Origin of the sequence: Metallococcus carri (genome assembly GCF_011440275.1) — a bacterium.
GTDB classification, from domain to species: Bacteria; Actinomycetota; Actinomycetes; order Actinomycetales; family Dermatophilaceae; genus Metallococcus; species Metallococcus carri.
The window spans coordinates 141,294-157,462 of record NZ_JAAOIV010000005.1; the positions used below are offsets into that span (position 1 = coordinate 141,294).

Below are 16,169 nucleotides of genomic sequence, written 5' to 3' on the forward strand. Positions count from 1 at the left end.
CATTGGGATGCTGGACCGGTTGGACTGAACGCGACGCGACCGGTCGCCGGGTGCGTACGGGTTTCTTGGCGGCCACACTCCCGAGACTATCCTGTTGCCACTCTTTTGCAGATATTCGCAGTCATGAATATCTTGGTAGTATCACGATGATCCAGGACCCGCCGCGAGGACCATCCGATGAAGCAGTCGCACCGTCAGACGACCCAGGCCGCCCAGCGACGCCAACGCAGCCACCGCAGTGCCGATCGCAGCCACGTGCTCGACGGCGGACATGTGCATGAGCACGATCACGGACATGATCACCAGCACCCACCGTCGCGCGGGCGGGTACGGCACGTCCTGTCGGAGGTGATCGGCGGGCACTCCCACGACGCGGCCGACCAGGTCGATCAGGCGATGGAAGCCGATGCGGCCGGGCGGCGGGCGTTGCTGATCAGCCTTGCCGGCCTCGTGGTCACCGCGAGCATTCAGGCCGTCGTCGTCGTGCTGTCCGGGTCGGTGGCGCTGCTGGGCGACACCCTGCACAACGTCGCCGACGCTTTGACCGCGGTGCCGCTGCTGATCGCCTTCGCTCTGGCCAAACGGCCAGCCTCCAAGCGTTACACCTATGGCTACGGCCGCGCCGAAGACCTCGCCGGACTGTTCGTCATCGCCATGATCGCCCTGTCTTCCGCGATGGCCTGCTACGAAGCCATCGACCGACTCATCCACCCCCGCGATGTCACCCACCTCTGGGCCGTGGCCATCGCAGCCCTGATCGGCTTCGCCGGCAACGAGATCGTGGCCCGCTACCGCATCCGCGTCGGCCGACAGATTGGCTCGGCCGCCCTCGTCGCTGATGGCCTACACGCCCGCACCGACGGCTTTACCAGCCTGGCCGTGCTGCTTGGGGCCGGCGGGGTCGCCCTCGGCTGGCGCGCCGCCGACCCGATCGTCGGCTTGCTGATCACCGTCGCCATCCTCGGCGTGCTGCGCTCCGCGGTCAAACAGGTTGGCGCTCGGCTCATGGACGCCGTCGACGCTGGCGTGGTCGACCAGGCCAGCGCTGCGATCACCAGCGTCTCCGGCGTGAACTCCGTCCGCGAACTCCGCGTGCGCTGGATAGGGCACACTTTGCGCGCCGAAGCCGACATCACCGTCAACCCGACTTTGAGCGTCGGGGAGGCTCACGACCTGGCCCACCATGCGGAAGGCCACCTGCTCGCCGAGGTCAAACGCCTCAGCGCTGCCACCATTCACGTCAGCCCGGTCGGAGCACACTCCGCTGTTGGCGGGTCGTCCTAGAACATCACCACGCGAGCTTGGTGGACAGGAGACGCAAGTTCTTCTCAACCCATTACACAAGTTGCAGCCGCATCGAACGGCCGCGCCGGAACTCAATGATCATTCGGCGATGGGCCAGGTCGTTGTCGAGCCGGCTGCGGACACTCGTACGGGCGTGTGGGGGTCAATGATTCGGCTGCCTGATACGCGGGCTCGGATTAGATCGGGTCCGCAGCCGTGCTTCGGTCGTACGGTCACGATGGAGTCGTGACCGTGGAAAGTCTGGTCGACCACGATGGCGGGCACGCCGTCGGGTGCGTCAGGGGCGAGGATGTCGATCTGTTCTGGGCGGACCAGTGCGAGTACGTGAGTGTGGTTGGCGGACGGGTCGCCGCTGGATTTGCTGGTTTCGGTGTGCATGACTCCGAGTGGGGTCATCGCGTCGGTGCCGTGTAGTTGGGCTGGTAGAAGGTTGGCTTCGCCGATGAAGCGGGCCATGTCGGGGTCGATGGGTCGGGTGTAGAGCGCGTGGGGGGTGCCGATCTGTGCGATGCGTCCGGCGCGGAGGACGGCGACCTGGTCGGCGAGTGAGAGGGCTTCTTGTTGGTCGTGGGTCACGAGCACCACGGTGCTACCTGAACCGCCCCGGAGTTTCCGGAGGCTCCAGGTTGTGGCTCTACCCGGCCGGGCGGAGCCGGTTTCGTGAAGCGTAGTAGGCCTGTTCAACTTCGACAGGTGTGAGGTCGTCGACCGACTCGTGGGTACGTTCGTGGTTGAACCAGTGGACCCAGTGCAGGGTCTCGAGTTCGACGTGTTCGAGATCGCGCCAGGGGCCTTCGGGGCGGATCAGCTCGGTCTTGTAGGCGCCGATCTGAGACTCGGCGAGGGCGTTGTCGTAGGCGTCACCGACTGAGCCGACGGATGGTGCGGCGCCTGCCTCGATGAGCTTGCTGGTGAACGCGAATGAGGTGTACTGACTGCCGGCGTCGGTGTGGTGCACCAACCCGCTCAGGTCCTCGACGCCGTGCCGGCCGCGGTCCCAGATCGCCATTTCGAGGGTGTCCAACACCAGAGTGGTGTCCATCCGGGTGGCCGCCCGCCAGCCCACGATGCGACGGGAGAACACGTCGAAGACGAAGGCGACGTAGACGGTGCCCGACCAGGTCGCGACGTAGGTGAAGTCGGCCACCCAGAGACGATTCGGGGCCAGGGCGGCGAAGTCGCGTTCGACCAGATCCGGCTGCCGCGGCGCCTGCTGATCGGCGATCGTGGTGCGCACCCGCTTGCCTCTGGTGGCACCCACCCATCCGTGCTGTGTCATCAGCCGTTCGACCGTGCAGCGCGCCACGTCATGACCGCCCCGACGCAGGTGCAGCCACATCTTGCGGGCACCGAACCGGGCGGTGAACCGGTTGCCCCGGGCCTCGGCGATGAGCCCGAGCACCTCACGATCGCGCAGCGTGCGCCGCGACGGGCAGCGGTTCCGCGCGTCGTAGTACGTCGACGGGGCGATCTGCAGCCCGTGCTCAGCAAGCACCCGGCAGATCGGCTCGACCCCGAACGTCTCACGGTGGGTCTCGATGAAAGCAGTCAGTACCTCGGTGGGCGGTCGAGCTCCGCCGCGAAGAAAGCCGAGGCAGCCTTGAGGATCTCGTTCGCCCGCCGCAGCTCGGTGACTTCCTTCTTCAGCTCGCGAATCTCGGCGAGCTCCGCCGTCGTCTTGCCCGGCCGCCCGCCGCCATCGATCTCAGCCTGGCGGACCCACTTACGCACCGTCTCCGGCGACCCGACCCCAAGCCTGCCGGCGATAGTGCGGATCGCTTCAAACTCGGTCGCACACTCGCCGCCCGCGACCGACTCGCTCACCATCCGCACCGCGCGCTCCCGGAGCTCCCGGGGGTACTTCAACGGACGTGCCATGACTCCATCCTCCAGTAATGGAGTCTCCGGACATCCCGGGGCGGTTCAACCGGATTCGTGCAGCACGCGGGCGATGTCGGTGCGGACGCTGGTGCGTAGTGCGGCGTCCAGTGAGGCGAATGGTTCGTCGAGCAAGACGGTTGATGGTTTGAGCGCGAGGGCGCGGGCGAGAGCGACGCGCTGTTGTTGGCCGCCGGACAGTTCGTGGGGGTAACGGCGGCGCAGGCCGGCGAGTCCGACGAGTTCGAGCAGTTCGTCGATGCGGTCCGGGGTGCGGGCGCGGCGGGGCAGGCCGAAGCCGATGTTGCCGGCAACGGTGAGGTGCGGGAATATTGCGCCTTCTTGGGCGACGTAGCCGAGGCGGCGGCGTTCGGGTCGGACGTGGGTGGTTGGTCCGGCGACGACGTGTCCGGCGAGTTCGATCGTGCCGGCGTCGGGACGGTGGAACCCGGCGATGGTGCGCAGCATCGTTGTCTTGCCGCTGCCCGAGGAGCCCAGGACTGCGGTGAAGGAGTGCTCGGGCACCGCCAGGTCGACCCCGTCGAGCACGGCGACCGGGCCGTAGGCGATCCGCACTCCGCGCAGGCGCAGCATGGCGCTCGGTTCGGCGGTCATGGTGCTAGTCATGACGTGCGTGGGGTCGCTGGAATGGCCGGGACGGCTGAGGTAGCTGGTCGGGTCGCTGCGGCGCTGGCGTCGCCGCCGCGGCGGCGGGCGAACAGTGCGGCGAGAAGCAGATTCGGCACGGCGGAGAGCAGGAGGATGGTGGCGGCGTAGGGGGCAGCCGCGCCGTAGGCCGTGTTGGTCTGGTAGGCCCAGAACTCGGTAGCCAGCGTCTGCACGCCGGTGGGAACGAGGACGAGTGTCGCGGTCAGTTCGGTGACTGAGGACAAGAACACGAGGCTGAACGCGGCGGCGATGCCCGGGGCGATCAGAGGCACGGTGACGCGGAACAGAGCGGCCACGGGCGAGCAGCCGAGACCGCGGGCCGTCTCGGCAAGCTGCGGCGGAGCCTGCATGGCGGAGGCGCGGACACAAACGAGCGCGAGCGGAAAGAACAGCAGGGCGTAGGCCAGGACCAGCAGTGTGCTGGTCTGATAGAAGGAGAATGCGTAGCGGATGGCGAAGAAGACCAGGCTCAACGCGATCACCACGCCGGGCACCGATTGGATCAGCAGCGTGCTGCTCTCGATGAGACGGGCGAGCCGTCCTCGGCGTTGTGCGGCGAGCAGCGCCACGGGTATCGCGAGCAGGGTGGCCAGCGCGGCAGCCAGAGCCGCGTACCGCGCGGTCGCGAGGGTCGCGCCGAGCAGGGTGGTGGTGGCCGGCAACGTGGTTGTGTGCGAATGGGTCAGCCAGTAGCCGATCGTGCCGAGGGGGACACCGAGGGCGGCCACGACCAGCGAGGCGAGCCCGAGCAGCACCGGCACCGCGGCCCACCCAAGCCGGTGCCGCTCGGGGGGCCGTGGTGACTGCGCTCCGGTCCGGGCCAGCCGTCGCCGCCCCGATCCCGGCACTTCGGCCATCAGGATGACCACACCGAGGGCGACGAGCACGAGGGCCAGCGCTGACGCAGCAGGGGTGTCGATGCGCAGCTCGGTGAAGATTTCGGTGGTGAAGGTGCGGAAGTCGAGGATTTCGAAGGCGCCGAACTCGGCCAGCATGGCCAGGCTGACCACGAGCATGCCGCCGATCAGGGCAGGTCGGATCTGCGGGAACACCACGCGCCAGAACGTGCCCCAGGCACCGACGCCGAGTGCGTGTGCGCTGTCCTCCAAGCTCGGGTCGGTGCGGCGCAGCGCGGCGGCGACCGGCAGGTACACCAGCGGGTACAGGTCGAGGGTCATGACGATGCCGGCCGCGTGCAGGCCGATGAAGCTCGGCGAGATCGAGTGCCAGGAGTAACCGACGATGAAGTCCGGGATGGAGATCGGCAACACGATCAGCGCCCCCCACACCCGCGGGGCCGGCAGGGTCGTGCGAACCACGCACCAGGCCGCGGCGGTGCCGATGACGCCAGTCGCGACCGCGACGAAGACCGTCAGCTCAATCGTGTTGCGCAGCAACTCGACCGTCAGCGGGCGGCCCAGCACCCGGGTGATCTCCGACCAGCCCGCGTCGCGCGCTTGCAGGATCAGAAACAGTTCGGGCAACAGCAACGCCAGCGCCACGAGCGCGCCGGCCAGGTAGAGCACCGGGGACCGCCGCGGACTTCGCCATGCACGGGCGACAGCGTGGATCGCGGCGGCCGTCGCAACGTTCAGAGCAGCCCGGCCTGCTGCAACAAGGTGACTGCCTTCGTGCCATCACCGATCTGGCTCAGATCGAACTGGCGCGGATGCAGGGAGTCCAGCGGAGGCAGTGTCGGGTTGGTGACTCCGGAGCCGACCGGGTACTCCCAACTGTCGCTCTTGGTCAGCACCTGCTCCCCGGCCTGGCTGACCAGAAACGCAACGAACGCCTGGGCCGCGGCCTGATGAGTGCTCGACTTCAACACACCCGCACCGGACACGTCGAGCAGGTAGCCATCATCGCCGCCCGCGAAGTACGCCAGGGCCGAGTGCAGACCCTTCTGCCCGACCTCGTCCCGCAACCGGTACCAGTAGTAGTGGTTGATCACGCCCAGCTCGGTGACGCCCTTGTTCACGTTCGCGACCAGCGTCTCGTTGTCCGGGTCCTGATGCGAGCCGGCGTTCGCCTTCAGCGCCTTCAACCAGCTCACCGCGGCGGCGTCGCCCTTGTCCTGTGCGATCGAGGTGACGATCGGGGCGAAGTCGGTTTCACTCGGGGCGATGTCCAGCTTGCCCTTCCACTTCGGATCGGCAAGATCGAGCACAGACTTCGGCAACTGCGCCGGCGTGAGGTCCGTGGTGTTGTACACCAGCACACTGACCCGCGCCGACACCCCCACCCAGTCACCACTGGCCGCGTCGTACTGGGATGGCACCTGCGAGAGGGTCGTGCGCTGCACTGGCGAAAGCAGCCCCTTCTCCTCCAACCGGGCCAGCGGCGGCGTGTTCTCGGTAAAGAACACATCGGCCGGTGAGTGCGACCCCTCTTGCTCGATCTGCTGCGCCAGCACATCCTCGTCGTCATTGCGGACCTTGACCCTCACCCCGGTCTGCTGCTCGAACGCCTTCACCAACGCGTCCGTGGTCTGCTCGTGCTGGCCGTTGTAGAGCGTGATCGTCTGCCCCGCCAACGACGCACTCGAAGAAGCCCCCGACCCCGCGCCGGCCGGCCCGCTCGCCGCCGACGTGCCCGTCGGCCCAGCCGAGCCGCCACTACTACTGCACCCTGACACCAGGACAACCGCACCCACGCCCGCCACCGCGAACAGCCACAGGGATCGCTTCATCAGACCTCCTCAAACCCGGAAACACAGGTGAGGTTAGGCGAACCTAACACGTTAGAGAACGTGAGAAGTCTCGCCCCTGATCCCTTGAACCGGGCGGCCTCGCGTTACGTGTAACAGGGTTTGAGCTTCGCTTTTTCTAGGCCCAAGTCCGGGGCACACGGTCGACCTTGGTCGCGTTGGCCCGGGGGCTTGAACCGGAAGACCGCGATCGCCTGGCAAGTCCGACGATGCGACTACGCAGCGAGGTGCGCCCGTGACGCACGCGAGTGGACGTGCGACGCAAGTTCTTCTCCGCTGGTCGCATGTTGACGCTCTCGGCGCGTGTCTGGATGGGCGAGTAGGTATGGCTGGGTGTATGCGTGCGAAGGCGGTGACCTACCGGGGCCGGTACGCATCGGTGCTGCGCGAGGTCGGGGTCCCGGAGCCGTTCGACGTTGACCTGTTCTGCGCCAACGTCGCAGCTCAGCGTGGTCGCCGGGTGCAGTTGCACGAACTCCCGGTCGGGATAGGACGGGTCTGCGGGCTGTACGTGTCGCTGCCTGCGGTCGATCACGTCTACTACGCGACGGGAACCTCGCCCCGGCATCAGCAGCACATCATCGAGCACGAACTGATGCACTTGCTGTTCGAGCACGGCGGGCTGCGAGGGTTCTCAACCGACGTGTTGGAGCGGCTGTTGCCGGGTCTGGACCCCGGTCTGGTGCGCGCGGCGTTGGCTCGCGGCGGGTACAGCGACCCGGAGGAACGCGAGGCGGAGACGCTTGCATCACTGGTGATGGACCACGCTCGCGGCGCGCCGCCAGGCATGGGCGGTGACCCTGTGGCGGCCCGGATCGAGACTGCGTTCGGATGAGCCTGGGTCTGGTAGCGCCGGTCGTGCCGGTCGTGTTCTGGGCTGGTGGACTGGCCCGCGCGCCATCCGCGGTCCACGCACGGGAGCGCCGTCCGCTGTGCGCGGCGTTGCTGGCCTTCGCCGTCGCGCTGACGGCGGACGTCCCCGCGGTGTACGTGCGGGTGGACGGCTGGCTGGGGATTGCCAACGTCGCCGACCTGGTGGAGCACGTCTTCGGAATGGTTGGGGTGTTCGCCCTGCTGGTCACGTTGAACTACCTCGGCACGCCGTCGGGCGCGCACGCACGACAAACCTGGACAGCATGGGGGTGGACGCGGCTGGCGGTGCTGGCGGCGGCGGTCGGCGCGTCGGTGGTCTTGTTCTTCGCGGCGCGATTGCCCGTGGAGACCGCGCACTTCACCGAGGAGTACGGGCATCTGCCGGTGATCGCGGCGTACTGGTCGATCACCCTGGCCTACTTCGGTGTCGCATTGATCGAGCTGGCGCAGATGGTGGCCACCCGCAGCGCGCGCGCAACCAGGGCGACGTTGCGGATCGGACTGCGCATCGTCGGGGTCGGCGTCGCCCTCGGGGTGGTGTACTCAGCGATCAAGATCGTCGAGCTGGTCCTCGACGAGGACGGTCGGGCCGGCACGGTACGTCGGGCGGCAGACCGGCTCGATCCGATCGTGCTGGTCACCGGTGCCGTCGTGATCGGCGTCGGGCTGCTTCTGCCGGCCGCCGACACGACCTGGCGTCACCTCGCAGCAGGGCTGCGAGACCGGGCGACGCTGCTGCGGTTGCGCCCACTGTGGCGCGATCTGACCAGGGCGATGCCGGAGGTGGTACTGGGAGGGCGTCCGTCGTTGTGGGCAGACCTGTGTGGCCGCGACCCGTCGTTTCGCCTGTACCGGCGGGCGATTGAGATTCGCGACGTGGCGCTCGCGGCCCGGGTGGGCGAGGAGGTGCCCACGCTGACTCCAGAGCAGGTCTCGGCGTTGCTGGCGGGTCTGAGCGCCACCGATCGCTGGAACGGGGACGAGCCGCCGGACGCCAGCGGCGGCCACCACCCCGCCGAGGACGCCGGTGGAGAATTGCGGCCGCTGCTGGAGTTGGCTCGCACCTGGCAGCCGGGCCATCGGCGCCGGCCGCGTGTGACAACGTGATCGGCGTGACGCACCCGGTCGAGGTCCCCGAAGCGGACCGGCAGCGCTGGGCACGGATGCTGTCCGAGGTGCTCGGCCCGGTGCCGCTCGGTCTCGCGGTGTGCGTCGCCGTGGGCGCTGCGAGCGGGAGGTGGCTGGCGCCGGGTGGGGGCTGCTGGCCGCCGGGTTCGCCGCAGTGCTGCCCTATGTCGTGACCTGGCGGCTGCGGCACCCGCGAGAGCAGAAGCCAGTCCCGCGGCGAGTACGCGTCGCGTATCTGTTGGTGACGCTGGGCTGCGCGGTCGCCGGTGTCGTGCTGGTCGGGTTGCTGGGCGGGCCGCACCGAGTGGTCGCCGTGGTGGTCACGATGGTGGCCGGCCTCGCGGTGGCGGCCGTGATCAACACGCGCTACCGGGTGTCCAACCACGCGTGCGCGGCGGCGGGCGGCAGCGTGATCCTGGCGGTGTTGTACGGACCGATCTTCCTGCTGGGGGTGCTGATCGCGGCGGCGGTGGGGTGGAGCAGGGTCGTGCTCGGCCGGCACACGGTGGCCGAGGTCGCGGCCGGTGCGCTGGTGGGCGCGGCAGTGTGCGCAGTCGTCCTACCGCTGATGACTTGACGGAACAGCGTCGAGGGCAGGTTCGTCGTCCTCGGGCAGGCCCTCGGCTTTGCGAAGCTGCTCGACCATCGCGGCCAAGACCTGTCGGCTGCCGTCAGACAGGCCGTGCGCGCGCAGCGCCAGACGTTCCGCGCCGCTGTCGCGCAAGGCGACGAGCAACTGGAGCTGACCGGTGAGGTCTTCGGCGTCCTGCTCGTCCAAGAAGTAGGAGACTGGCACACCGAAGTGCCGAGCCAGGGCCGTCAACAACTCCGTGTGGGGGTTCGAGCGGCGACCAGTACGCAAGGCGTAGAGGTAGGCGGCCGTCACCGACGGCCCGCCTGCGGCGGCGATAGCGTCCACGACTTCCTGGTACCCGGGCTCGGTGCTGCCGGCCGGGTGCTTGGTGCGGAACAGCAGGTCCAAGCGATCCGCCAGCGAGCCCGGCTTGTCGTCTGATCCGGCGGACATGACCGTCCTTCTCCCGCGGATAAACACCCATTTCTCTGACCAAGAGTCTAGCGCAAGCGTCCAACTTGGCATAGCTCTGACCACTGGTTAGTCTGGTCTGACTAGAAGTCAGAACCGATCATAGCTTGTTGACCCAGAGTTGGACCCAGTGATGTGTCATCTCTGCCGGTGTCCTCACCGCCGCACGCCGCAGCGCGCCACGCACAGCGCATGCACGTGCGCCGGGTCGCGGAACGCACCTGACCGATGGCATCGCAGGTGGTGCCGGGCAGGAGGCCCCGCGATGGCAGCAGCACGCACGAAAGCACCGCGAGCACGGCAGACGACACGATCCCGGGCGACAGCCGAGGAGTATCAGGCCGCGCGCGAGGCGAAGCTGGCCGAGCTGTCCGATCGGTTGGAGACCGCGGTCGGCCAGCTGGTGTCGGGCGAAGACTGGGCAGCGGTGATGGCGTTCGCGGCCCGGTTCCGGTCGCGCTCGTTCGGCAACACGTTGCTGATCTTCGCCCAGCATCAAGAAGCCTACGAGAAGGGCCGGGTGCCCGATCCGGTTCCGAGCTACGTCGCCGGGATCAAGCAGTGGAACACTCTGGGCCGGCACGTGATCAAAGGCCAGCCCGGCTACATGATCTACGCGCCGGTGACGCGTCGGTTCGCCAGCACCAACCCGACTGATCCCGAGTCTTGGCGCCGACTGGATCGAGGCGAGAAGCCCCGGCCGGGCGAGACGGTCCGCTCCAAGATGGTCACGGTCAAACCCGCGTACGTGTGGGACGTCTCGCAGACCACCGGCGAGCCGATCCCCGAACGGCCCCGCCCCCTCCTCCTCGCTGGGCAGGCACCGGCCGGATTGTGGGACGGACTCGCCGCCGCCGTGGCCGAGCGGGGCTACACGCTCAGCGACGCTCCGGACGCGCTCGCGTTGGGCGGAGCCAACGGCGTCACGGACTTCGTGGCCCACACCGTGACCGTGCGGGCAGACATGGATGACGCCGCACGAGTCAAGACACTGGCGCACGAGCTGGGCCACGTCGCCCTCGACCACGGCGACCGCGGCCCACAAGGGCTGCACCGCGGGATCGGCGAGGTCGAAGCCGAGTCGGTCGCCCTCATGGTGTGCACCGCCTTTGGACTGGACTCCACCGGCTACACCGTGCCGTACGTCGCCTCTTGGTCATCGACCGTGAAAGACCAGAATCCGATCGAGGTCATCCGAGCCACCGGCGAGCGGGTGCGCGGCACCGCCTTGGCGATTCTGGACCGGCTGCCCGAGCCACCGGGCGGCGACGGCACACCACCTGGTCTGGACCGGTCCAGCGACCAGACCGGGCCAGAACGCGCCGCACCCAAGCAGGCGGCCGAGCGAGGCGCAGACAGGGTCGATCGACTCCCGCCGCCCGATCGGCGGGTAACCACGGCAACAGAACCCGGGCCGACACGAGCCGCGGCCGTGGGGTGGTGACCATGACCGTCAGACGATCACTCGTCGTGTTGCCGGCCACGGTGCTGACCACAGCCGCGCGGCTGCCGCTGGTCGATGCCGCCGCCGCGTATGCGGCGGCGGGAGTGTCCGTGTTCCCATGCGCGCCGGGAGCGAAGCGACCACTGACTCGCCACGGCTACCTCGACGCGAGCAGCGACGCCGAGCAGGTCAGGGTGTGGTGGCGACGCTGGCCGAACGCAAACATCGGCCTCCCCACCGGCCGAACGGACGGCCACGCCGCTGGCGAGGCGGGCGGGTTCGACGTTCTAGACATCGACATCCACCCCGGTGGGTCCGGCTTCCTTGCATTGGCCCGCGCCCGCCGCGCCGGTCTGGTCGGGGGGTGGGCCTGCCTGATCCGCACGCCGTCAGGCGGACTTCATCTCTACTACCCCGCCAGCGGACAGCAGGGTCAAGTGTCGTGGGCGCTGCCCTCTGCGCACGTGGATTTTCGCGGCATCGGCGGCTACGTCATCGCTGCGCCCTCGCGGGTGATCACCGGCCGCGGCCGACCGCGCGGCTACACCCTGATCGGGACTGGCCGCGACCCGCACCCGCTAGACGCGGGCGCCCTGCGGCAGTTGCTCGCGCCCCCACCACCGCCGCCGAGACGATCCGGCCGGGCTGTTGCCGGTGAACCGTCGGCCCGGCTCGGAGCGTGGCTGGTCGGCCAGCCGGAAGGTAACCGGAATCGAGCACTGTTCTGGGCGGCGTGCCGCGCGGTTGAAGCGGGCATCGCCGAAGCCGAGGCCCGCGACGTGCTCGGTCCAGCCGCGGCGCGAACGGGCCTGGACGAGCGGGAGATCACCGCCACCTTGGCCTCGGCCTACCGCACCACGGCGCGCCGCTCGACCGCGAACGGGCCGCCGCCCACCGCGCTGGATCGGCCCGGCCCATGATCGCCTGGACCACCCCACCGACGACGCAGACGACCGCCCGCCGCACTCGCCGTGGCGTGCTGGCGGTGGCGGTGACCGGCACGGTGTTCATCGCGCTTGGTGCGTTCTGGTTGTCGTTCACCTCGCTGTCTGATCTCGCCCGTCGTTGCGGCATCGGGGCCGACCGGTCCTGGGTCTGGCCGTTGCTGGTCGATGGCGTGATCGTGATTGCCACCGTCTCGGTCGTCGCCCTCACCGGCACCGGACAACCACGGCGGGCGGCCCGCTACCCGTGGACGCTGCTGCTGGCCGGAGCGGGCGTGTCCGTGCTCGCCAACGCCAGCCACGCCGTCGTCGCCGCTGATGCCCGCGTGCCCGCGGTCCTCGCCGCGCTGGTGGCGGCGGTGCCACCGATCGTGCTTGTCGCCACCACCCACCTGACCGTCCAACTCACTCACCACCCGGTCTCGGACGGTCACGCCGATCTCCCGCTGCATGCGGGCGTGACCAGAGCAGATGCCGCCAGTCCGGATCGGGGTGTACCGGCCACCGAGACGCGAAAGCGACTGACTGAGCTACCGAACACGATCGTTGCCGCACCCAACGCGCGGAGCGGCGAGGCCGTGCAGGAGGCACTGCGGCTGCGGACGGACAGGGGTTTGACGAACCGACAGATCGCCGCCCACCTCGGCGTGCACCCGTCGACCGTCGGCCGCTGGCTGAAGTCCACGCCTGCACGCCAGCCATCGGAAGTGCCATCCGCAGAACCACCGGCCGGCGCGGAGGCCAGCGGGCCACCGGAGCTGTCCGAGACCGCGACAGAACAAGCCGGCACGGAAAGGAGCCCAGCGCTATGACCATCAACGAACACCCCTTGCAGACCGCGCGCGACGACCTACCCCACAGGGACAACCACCCGCGGCACGAGCAACTGGCGCCGAGGGAGGCGGAGTCAGCGCACAACCTCCTCGCCGTGGACGACCCCTCTAGACGGAGACCCACCCGACAGGCGCCCAGACGCGCGGGCGTAGTGACGATGCAGTGGCTCCGACCGACTGAGCTGGCAACTCAGGTCGCCAGCCGAACCGCGGCTCGTGCGATCACGGCCCACACGGCCGCGCATCTGCAAGCACGCGCCGAACTACGGGCCGCGCTATCCAGGACCCGCGACCGGACCAGCTCGCATGGGCGGCTCGCACCACTAACCGCGTTCGGCCGGCACGCCAGCCCGGACTCGCTGACAGCACGACGCTCCGGGATGAGCCGATGACATGACCTCGATTGGCCGGCCCACCACCATCCCGCGCCGATGAGCCTCGGTGAACTCCGAGCGGCCCGGATGGGGCGGGCCACGTACCTAAAAGATTGAGATGTCCACCCAGCAGCCACCCACCGCCGTTCCGGACCCGGCCACCGAGCCGGGTAGGAGCCCCGAGCCGGCTTTCGCCAGCTCGGCGGGTCTTCGCGCACTGCTGGACCGCCTGCACGACGCCGGCGCGAACGCGTGGCGAGAGGACCCGGACGCCAGCGAGCTATTGGCCTACACCATCGACCGCTACGCACCACTGGCCCGGACCTGGCACCGCGACCCCGGCGAGGCGGCAACGGCGGCGTTCCTGGCCATGCGTCACGACGGCGTACGCCACGCCGCCGATCCGTGGGCCGTCGTCACCCGCGCCGTACAGGTCAGCCTTTCGGCCGAGAACCACGCCGACCGACACCTGACCTCGGCCGAAAAGGCGCGCCGCACCCAGCACGCCGACGCCGACGCACCTCTGCGCGCCGGCGACTACACCGACACCCTCACGACCCAGACCGCCGACCCCTCCGCCTACCTGGGAGCAGCCTGGGACGGCGAGCCAGCGGACCCCGACGACACTGAACCGGTCATTGCCGACGCCACGACGCTTCTGGAACTACTCGGCTGGCCCGAGCCGGTGGCGGCCACCGTCGTCGAGTACGTGGCCGCGCGCCTGGCTGATGCGGGCAGCATTCCCGCGGCCTACGAGACGCTGCGCCGCGACACCGCGATCCGCGTTCAACTCGACCTTGACCGCACGGTCTGGACCACACTGGTCGGGGTGCTGCTGGGCGGCCGTCCCCAGCCGGGCCGACCAACCCGCCGGGGCGTCCTGGCCCGGCTGCTGCTCGGCGACACGATCCGCGACCTCCTGGACGACAACACCCTCGTCCGCAGCGTGATCGTCGTGCTACCGCAACAGGGCATCGCTGCCACCGGACCCGCTCGGGGTGAGGACGATGCGTAGCGGCGGGGGTGTCGAACTGGACCGGGCGGTCGACTCGATCCAGGTCGGCTATCGCTTCCGCGGCGACCTGGGCGACCTGGACGAGCTGTGCACCTCCATCCAAACGGTAGGGCTGTTACAGCCGATCACGATCACCCCGGACGGCACCCTGGTCTGCGGCGCACGACGACTGGCCGCAGTGCGCAAGCTCGGCTGGGACCGGATCAAGGTCTGGGTCAACTCGGCCATCTCCTCGCGACTGGCGGAGGTGCTGGCCGAGCAGCACGAGAACACCACCCGAAAGCCGCTCACCCCGACCGAGGCCACTGCCCTCTACGCGGAGCTGAAGCAGCTCTACGCCGCCGACGCCGCCCGTCGCCAGCACGCCACCCGATTCAGCAGCGAGCACAACCCTCGCCACCACGGGGGAAACGACGGTGGTGCAGACTCTGCACCACCGTCAGACCAGCCACCACCAGACCCGACAGGCTCAGACCTGTCCGGCGTCGGAGTGGCCGGGATCGGCAAGGCGCGTCGGCAGGCGGCCCGCGCCATCACCGGTCGTAGCTCCTACTGGTCGCTGGAGCATGTGGCGGACGTCCAACGCATCGCCGAGGACCGGGGCGCCCCCGAAGCGCTGCGGAACCTAGCCCGTCGCGAGCTGGCCGCGATGGACGCCGACGGCACGATCCACCCGCACTACCTGACCGTGCAGGCCGCCGCCAGCACCACAGCCCTCGCCCGTCTGGCCGACGACGTGGCCCAGCCTGCGACGGTCCGCGACCACGCCGCCCGAGAGCTGAGCGTGCTCGACCACGGGCAACCCCCGGCCGAGCTGGTCAAGGCTGCGCAAGCCGCGATCGCCCGCGCCACCGGGACGACATCAGACCGACCCGACGACCGCGAAGAGGAATCGAGTGCGGCTCGGCCCGTGCCGATCAAGCGGTACGGGCTGCGGGCGTTCCTAGCCACCATCGAGGATATGGACGGCTGGTGGCAGCACTACGACGCGGTCGAGATCGGCGCCGGCCTCAGTGAGACGCAATGGCTGCGAGTGCGGGCCAACCTTGATGCCAGCCTCGCCTTCATCGATGCCATCGCCGCGGCCCGCGAGCACGCGACAGGAGCTGAGCGCGGCGACCGCACCGACGGGTCGCCCGAAGCCGCCTGCTTCTAACACTCCCGCCCGTACCGCACCCCGATCAGCCAGGCCGGCCGAACGTCGGCCAGCGCAGGCACAGCTGACGCACCTGACCGGCGAACCCACCCCTCGCCGACTCGTACGGGAGCCCATCGTGCCCACACCACCTCGCCGCCTGATCGTCCTCGTCGTTGTCGCTGTCCTGGCGGTGGCCACGGTCGGTGTCGGTGTCTACGGCCTGCTCCGCGGACCCGGCCACTCGGCAAGCGCACCGGGCGGCGGCACGGCGGCCAGCCGAGGACCAGCTACACCGGGCCAGACGAGCCCGTCAACCGATGGCCAGGCACCGGCGGCTTTGCCGCAGACCGACGACCCGGTGGCTTACGCGAAGGCCGTCGCGTCGGCGCTGTTCGACTGGGACACCACCTCGGGATACACGCCCTCGGACTACGAGGCCCCGGTGCTGACCGACGCCGACCCCTCCGGGGAAGAGGTCTCGGGCCTAGTCGGCGATGTCGCCAGCTACGAGCCCACCACTGACCAATGGACGCAACTGGCCACCATGCAGGTCGCCCAGCACTTGACGATCAGCAGCGCCGTCGTGCCGTCGCAGTGGCCGGAAGCGTTGGCGCAGGCCCACGGACAGCTCCGTCCGGGGACGACAGCGATCACGATCAGCGGAACCCGGCACCGCACCGGCGTCTGGTACGGCGACCAGGCGGCCACGAGTGAGCCGGTGTCCTTCACCGTCTTCGAGGCGTGCACCCCGGCGTTCCCCCGGTGTCACACGTTGCGGCTGTCCCAGCTGAACGACCCGCTCAAGTAGCAGAGGTG

The 16,169-nt window shown here is 69.2% G+C and carries 16 protein-coding genes and 1 other annotated feature; of the genes, 10 read left to right on the top strand and 6 right to left on the bottom strand.

The window, feature by feature from the left end:
- Positions 1-255 precede the first annotated feature (255 nt).
- The gene (locus G9U51_RS08610) at positions 256-1,284 is read left to right on the top strand and encodes a cation diffusion facilitator family transporter (protein ID WP_328823387.1); all 1,029 of its coding nucleotides are present in this window, start codon (positions 256-258) and stop codon (positions 1,282-1,284) included.
- Positions 1,285-1,383: 99 nt separating this feature from the next.
- On the opposite strand, the gene G9U51_RS17820 is transcribed toward G9U51_RS08610, so the two are convergent.
- From G9U51_RS17820 to G9U51_RS08635, 5 genes are all read right to left on the bottom strand, one after another.
- Entirely contained in the window at positions 1,384-1,881 is a 498-nt protein-coding gene (locus tag G9U51_RS17820; RefSeq protein WP_166196008.1) for a TOBE domain-containing protein, read from the bottom strand.
- Positions 1,882-1,939: 58 nt separating this feature from the next.
- Positions 1,940-3,183, bottom strand: a protein-coding gene (locus G9U51_RS08620; protein ID WP_166196010.1) for an IS3 family transposase whose coding sequence is annotated in 2 segments (ribosomal slippage) — positions 1,940-2,895 and positions 2,895-3,183 — 1,245 coding nt in all. Because the reading frame shifts where the segments join, the coding sequence is not laid out codon by codon here.
- Positions 2,768-2,896, bottom strand: a sequence feature (AL1L pseudoknot). Its footprint overlaps the gene before it by 129 nt.
- 45 nt (positions 3,184-3,228) lie before the next feature.
- Entirely contained in the window at positions 3,229-3,798 is a 570-nt protein-coding gene (locus G9U51_RS08625; protein ID WP_235945771.1) for an ABC transporter ATP-binding protein, read from the bottom strand.
- Between the two features lie 8 nt (positions 3,799-3,806).
- A complete protein-coding gene (locus tag G9U51_RS08630) occupies positions 3,807-5,378 on the bottom strand; it encodes an ABC transporter permease (RefSeq protein ID WP_166196012.1) in 1,572 nt (523 codons plus the stop codon).
- Between the two features lie 65 nt (positions 5,379-5,443).
- Positions 5,444-6,385 (bottom strand): extracellular solute-binding protein, encoded by a 942-nt coding sequence (locus tag G9U51_RS08635; protein WP_166196014.1) that lies wholly within the window; start codon positions 6,383-6,385, stop codon positions 5,444-5,446.
- A gap of 511 nt (positions 6,386-6,896) precedes the next feature.
- Here G9U51_RS08635 and G9U51_RS08640 point away from each other — a divergent pair.
- From G9U51_RS08640 to G9U51_RS17825, 3 genes are all read left to right on the top strand, one after another.
- A complete protein-coding gene (locus tag G9U51_RS08640) occupies positions 6,897-7,394 on the top strand; it encodes a hypothetical protein (protein ID WP_166196016.1) in 498 nt (165 codons plus the stop codon).
- The gene (locus G9U51_RS08645) at positions 7,391-8,539 is read left to right on the top strand and encodes an MAB_1171c family putative transporter (RefSeq protein ID WP_166196018.1); all 1,149 of its coding nucleotides are present in this window, start codon (positions 7,391-7,393) and stop codon (positions 8,537-8,539) included. The genes G9U51_RS08640 and G9U51_RS08645 overlap by 4 nt, the downstream gene beginning before the upstream one ends.
- A gap of 130 nt (positions 8,540-8,669) precedes the next feature.
- The gene (locus tag G9U51_RS17825) at positions 8,670-9,137 is read left to right on the top strand and encodes a phosphatase PAP2 family protein (protein WP_166196020.1); all 468 of its coding nucleotides are present in this window, start codon (positions 8,670-8,672) and stop codon (positions 9,135-9,137) included.
- Here G9U51_RS17825 and G9U51_RS08655 read toward each other — a convergent pair.
- The gene (locus G9U51_RS08655) at positions 9,120-9,587 is read right to left on the bottom strand and encodes an XRE family transcriptional regulator (protein WP_166196022.1); all 468 of its coding nucleotides are present in this window, start codon (positions 9,585-9,587) and stop codon (positions 9,120-9,122) included. The genes G9U51_RS17825 and G9U51_RS08655 overlap by 18 nt on opposite strands.
- Positions 9,588-9,984: 397 nt before the next feature.
- On the opposite strand from G9U51_RS08655, the gene G9U51_RS08660 reads away from it, so the two are divergent.
- The 6 genes from G9U51_RS08660 to G9U51_RS08685 all read left to right on the top strand — a co-directional run bounded on the left by G9U51_RS08660 (position 9,985) and on the right by G9U51_RS08685 (position 16,161).
- Complete coding sequence (locus tag G9U51_RS08660) at positions 9,985-11,049, top strand: ArdC family protein (protein ID WP_235945774.1); 1,065 nt, start codon at positions 9,985-9,987, stop codon at positions 11,047-11,049.
- Between the two features lie 2 nt (positions 11,050-11,051).
- Positions 11,052-11,969, top strand: a complete 918-nt coding sequence (locus G9U51_RS08665; protein WP_166196024.1) for a bifunctional DNA primase/polymerase — start codon at positions 11,052-11,054, stop codon at positions 11,967-11,969.
- 59 nt (positions 11,970-12,028) lie between these two features.
- Positions 12,029-12,805: a DUF2637 domain-containing protein gene (locus G9U51_RS08670; protein ID WP_235945809.1), complete on the top strand. Its 777-nt coding sequence runs from the start codon at positions 12,029-12,031 to the stop codon at positions 12,803-12,805.
- A 513-nt stretch (positions 12,806-13,318) separates the two neighbouring features.
- Positions 13,319-14,215 (top strand): hypothetical protein, encoded by an 897-nt coding sequence (locus G9U51_RS08675; protein WP_166196028.1) that lies wholly within the window; start codon positions 13,319-13,321, stop codon positions 14,213-14,215.
- Entirely contained in the window at positions 14,208-15,371 is a 1,164-nt protein-coding gene (locus G9U51_RS08680) for a ParB N-terminal domain-containing protein (protein ID WP_166196030.1), read from the top strand. Before G9U51_RS08675 ends, G9U51_RS08680 begins: the two co-directional genes overlap by 8 nt.
- Positions 15,372-15,489: 118 nt before the next feature.
- A complete protein-coding gene (locus tag G9U51_RS08685) occupies positions 15,490-16,161 on the top strand; it encodes a hypothetical protein (protein ID WP_166196032.1) in 672 nt (223 codons plus the stop codon).
- The last annotated feature ends 8 nt before the right edge of the window (positions 16,162-16,169 follow it).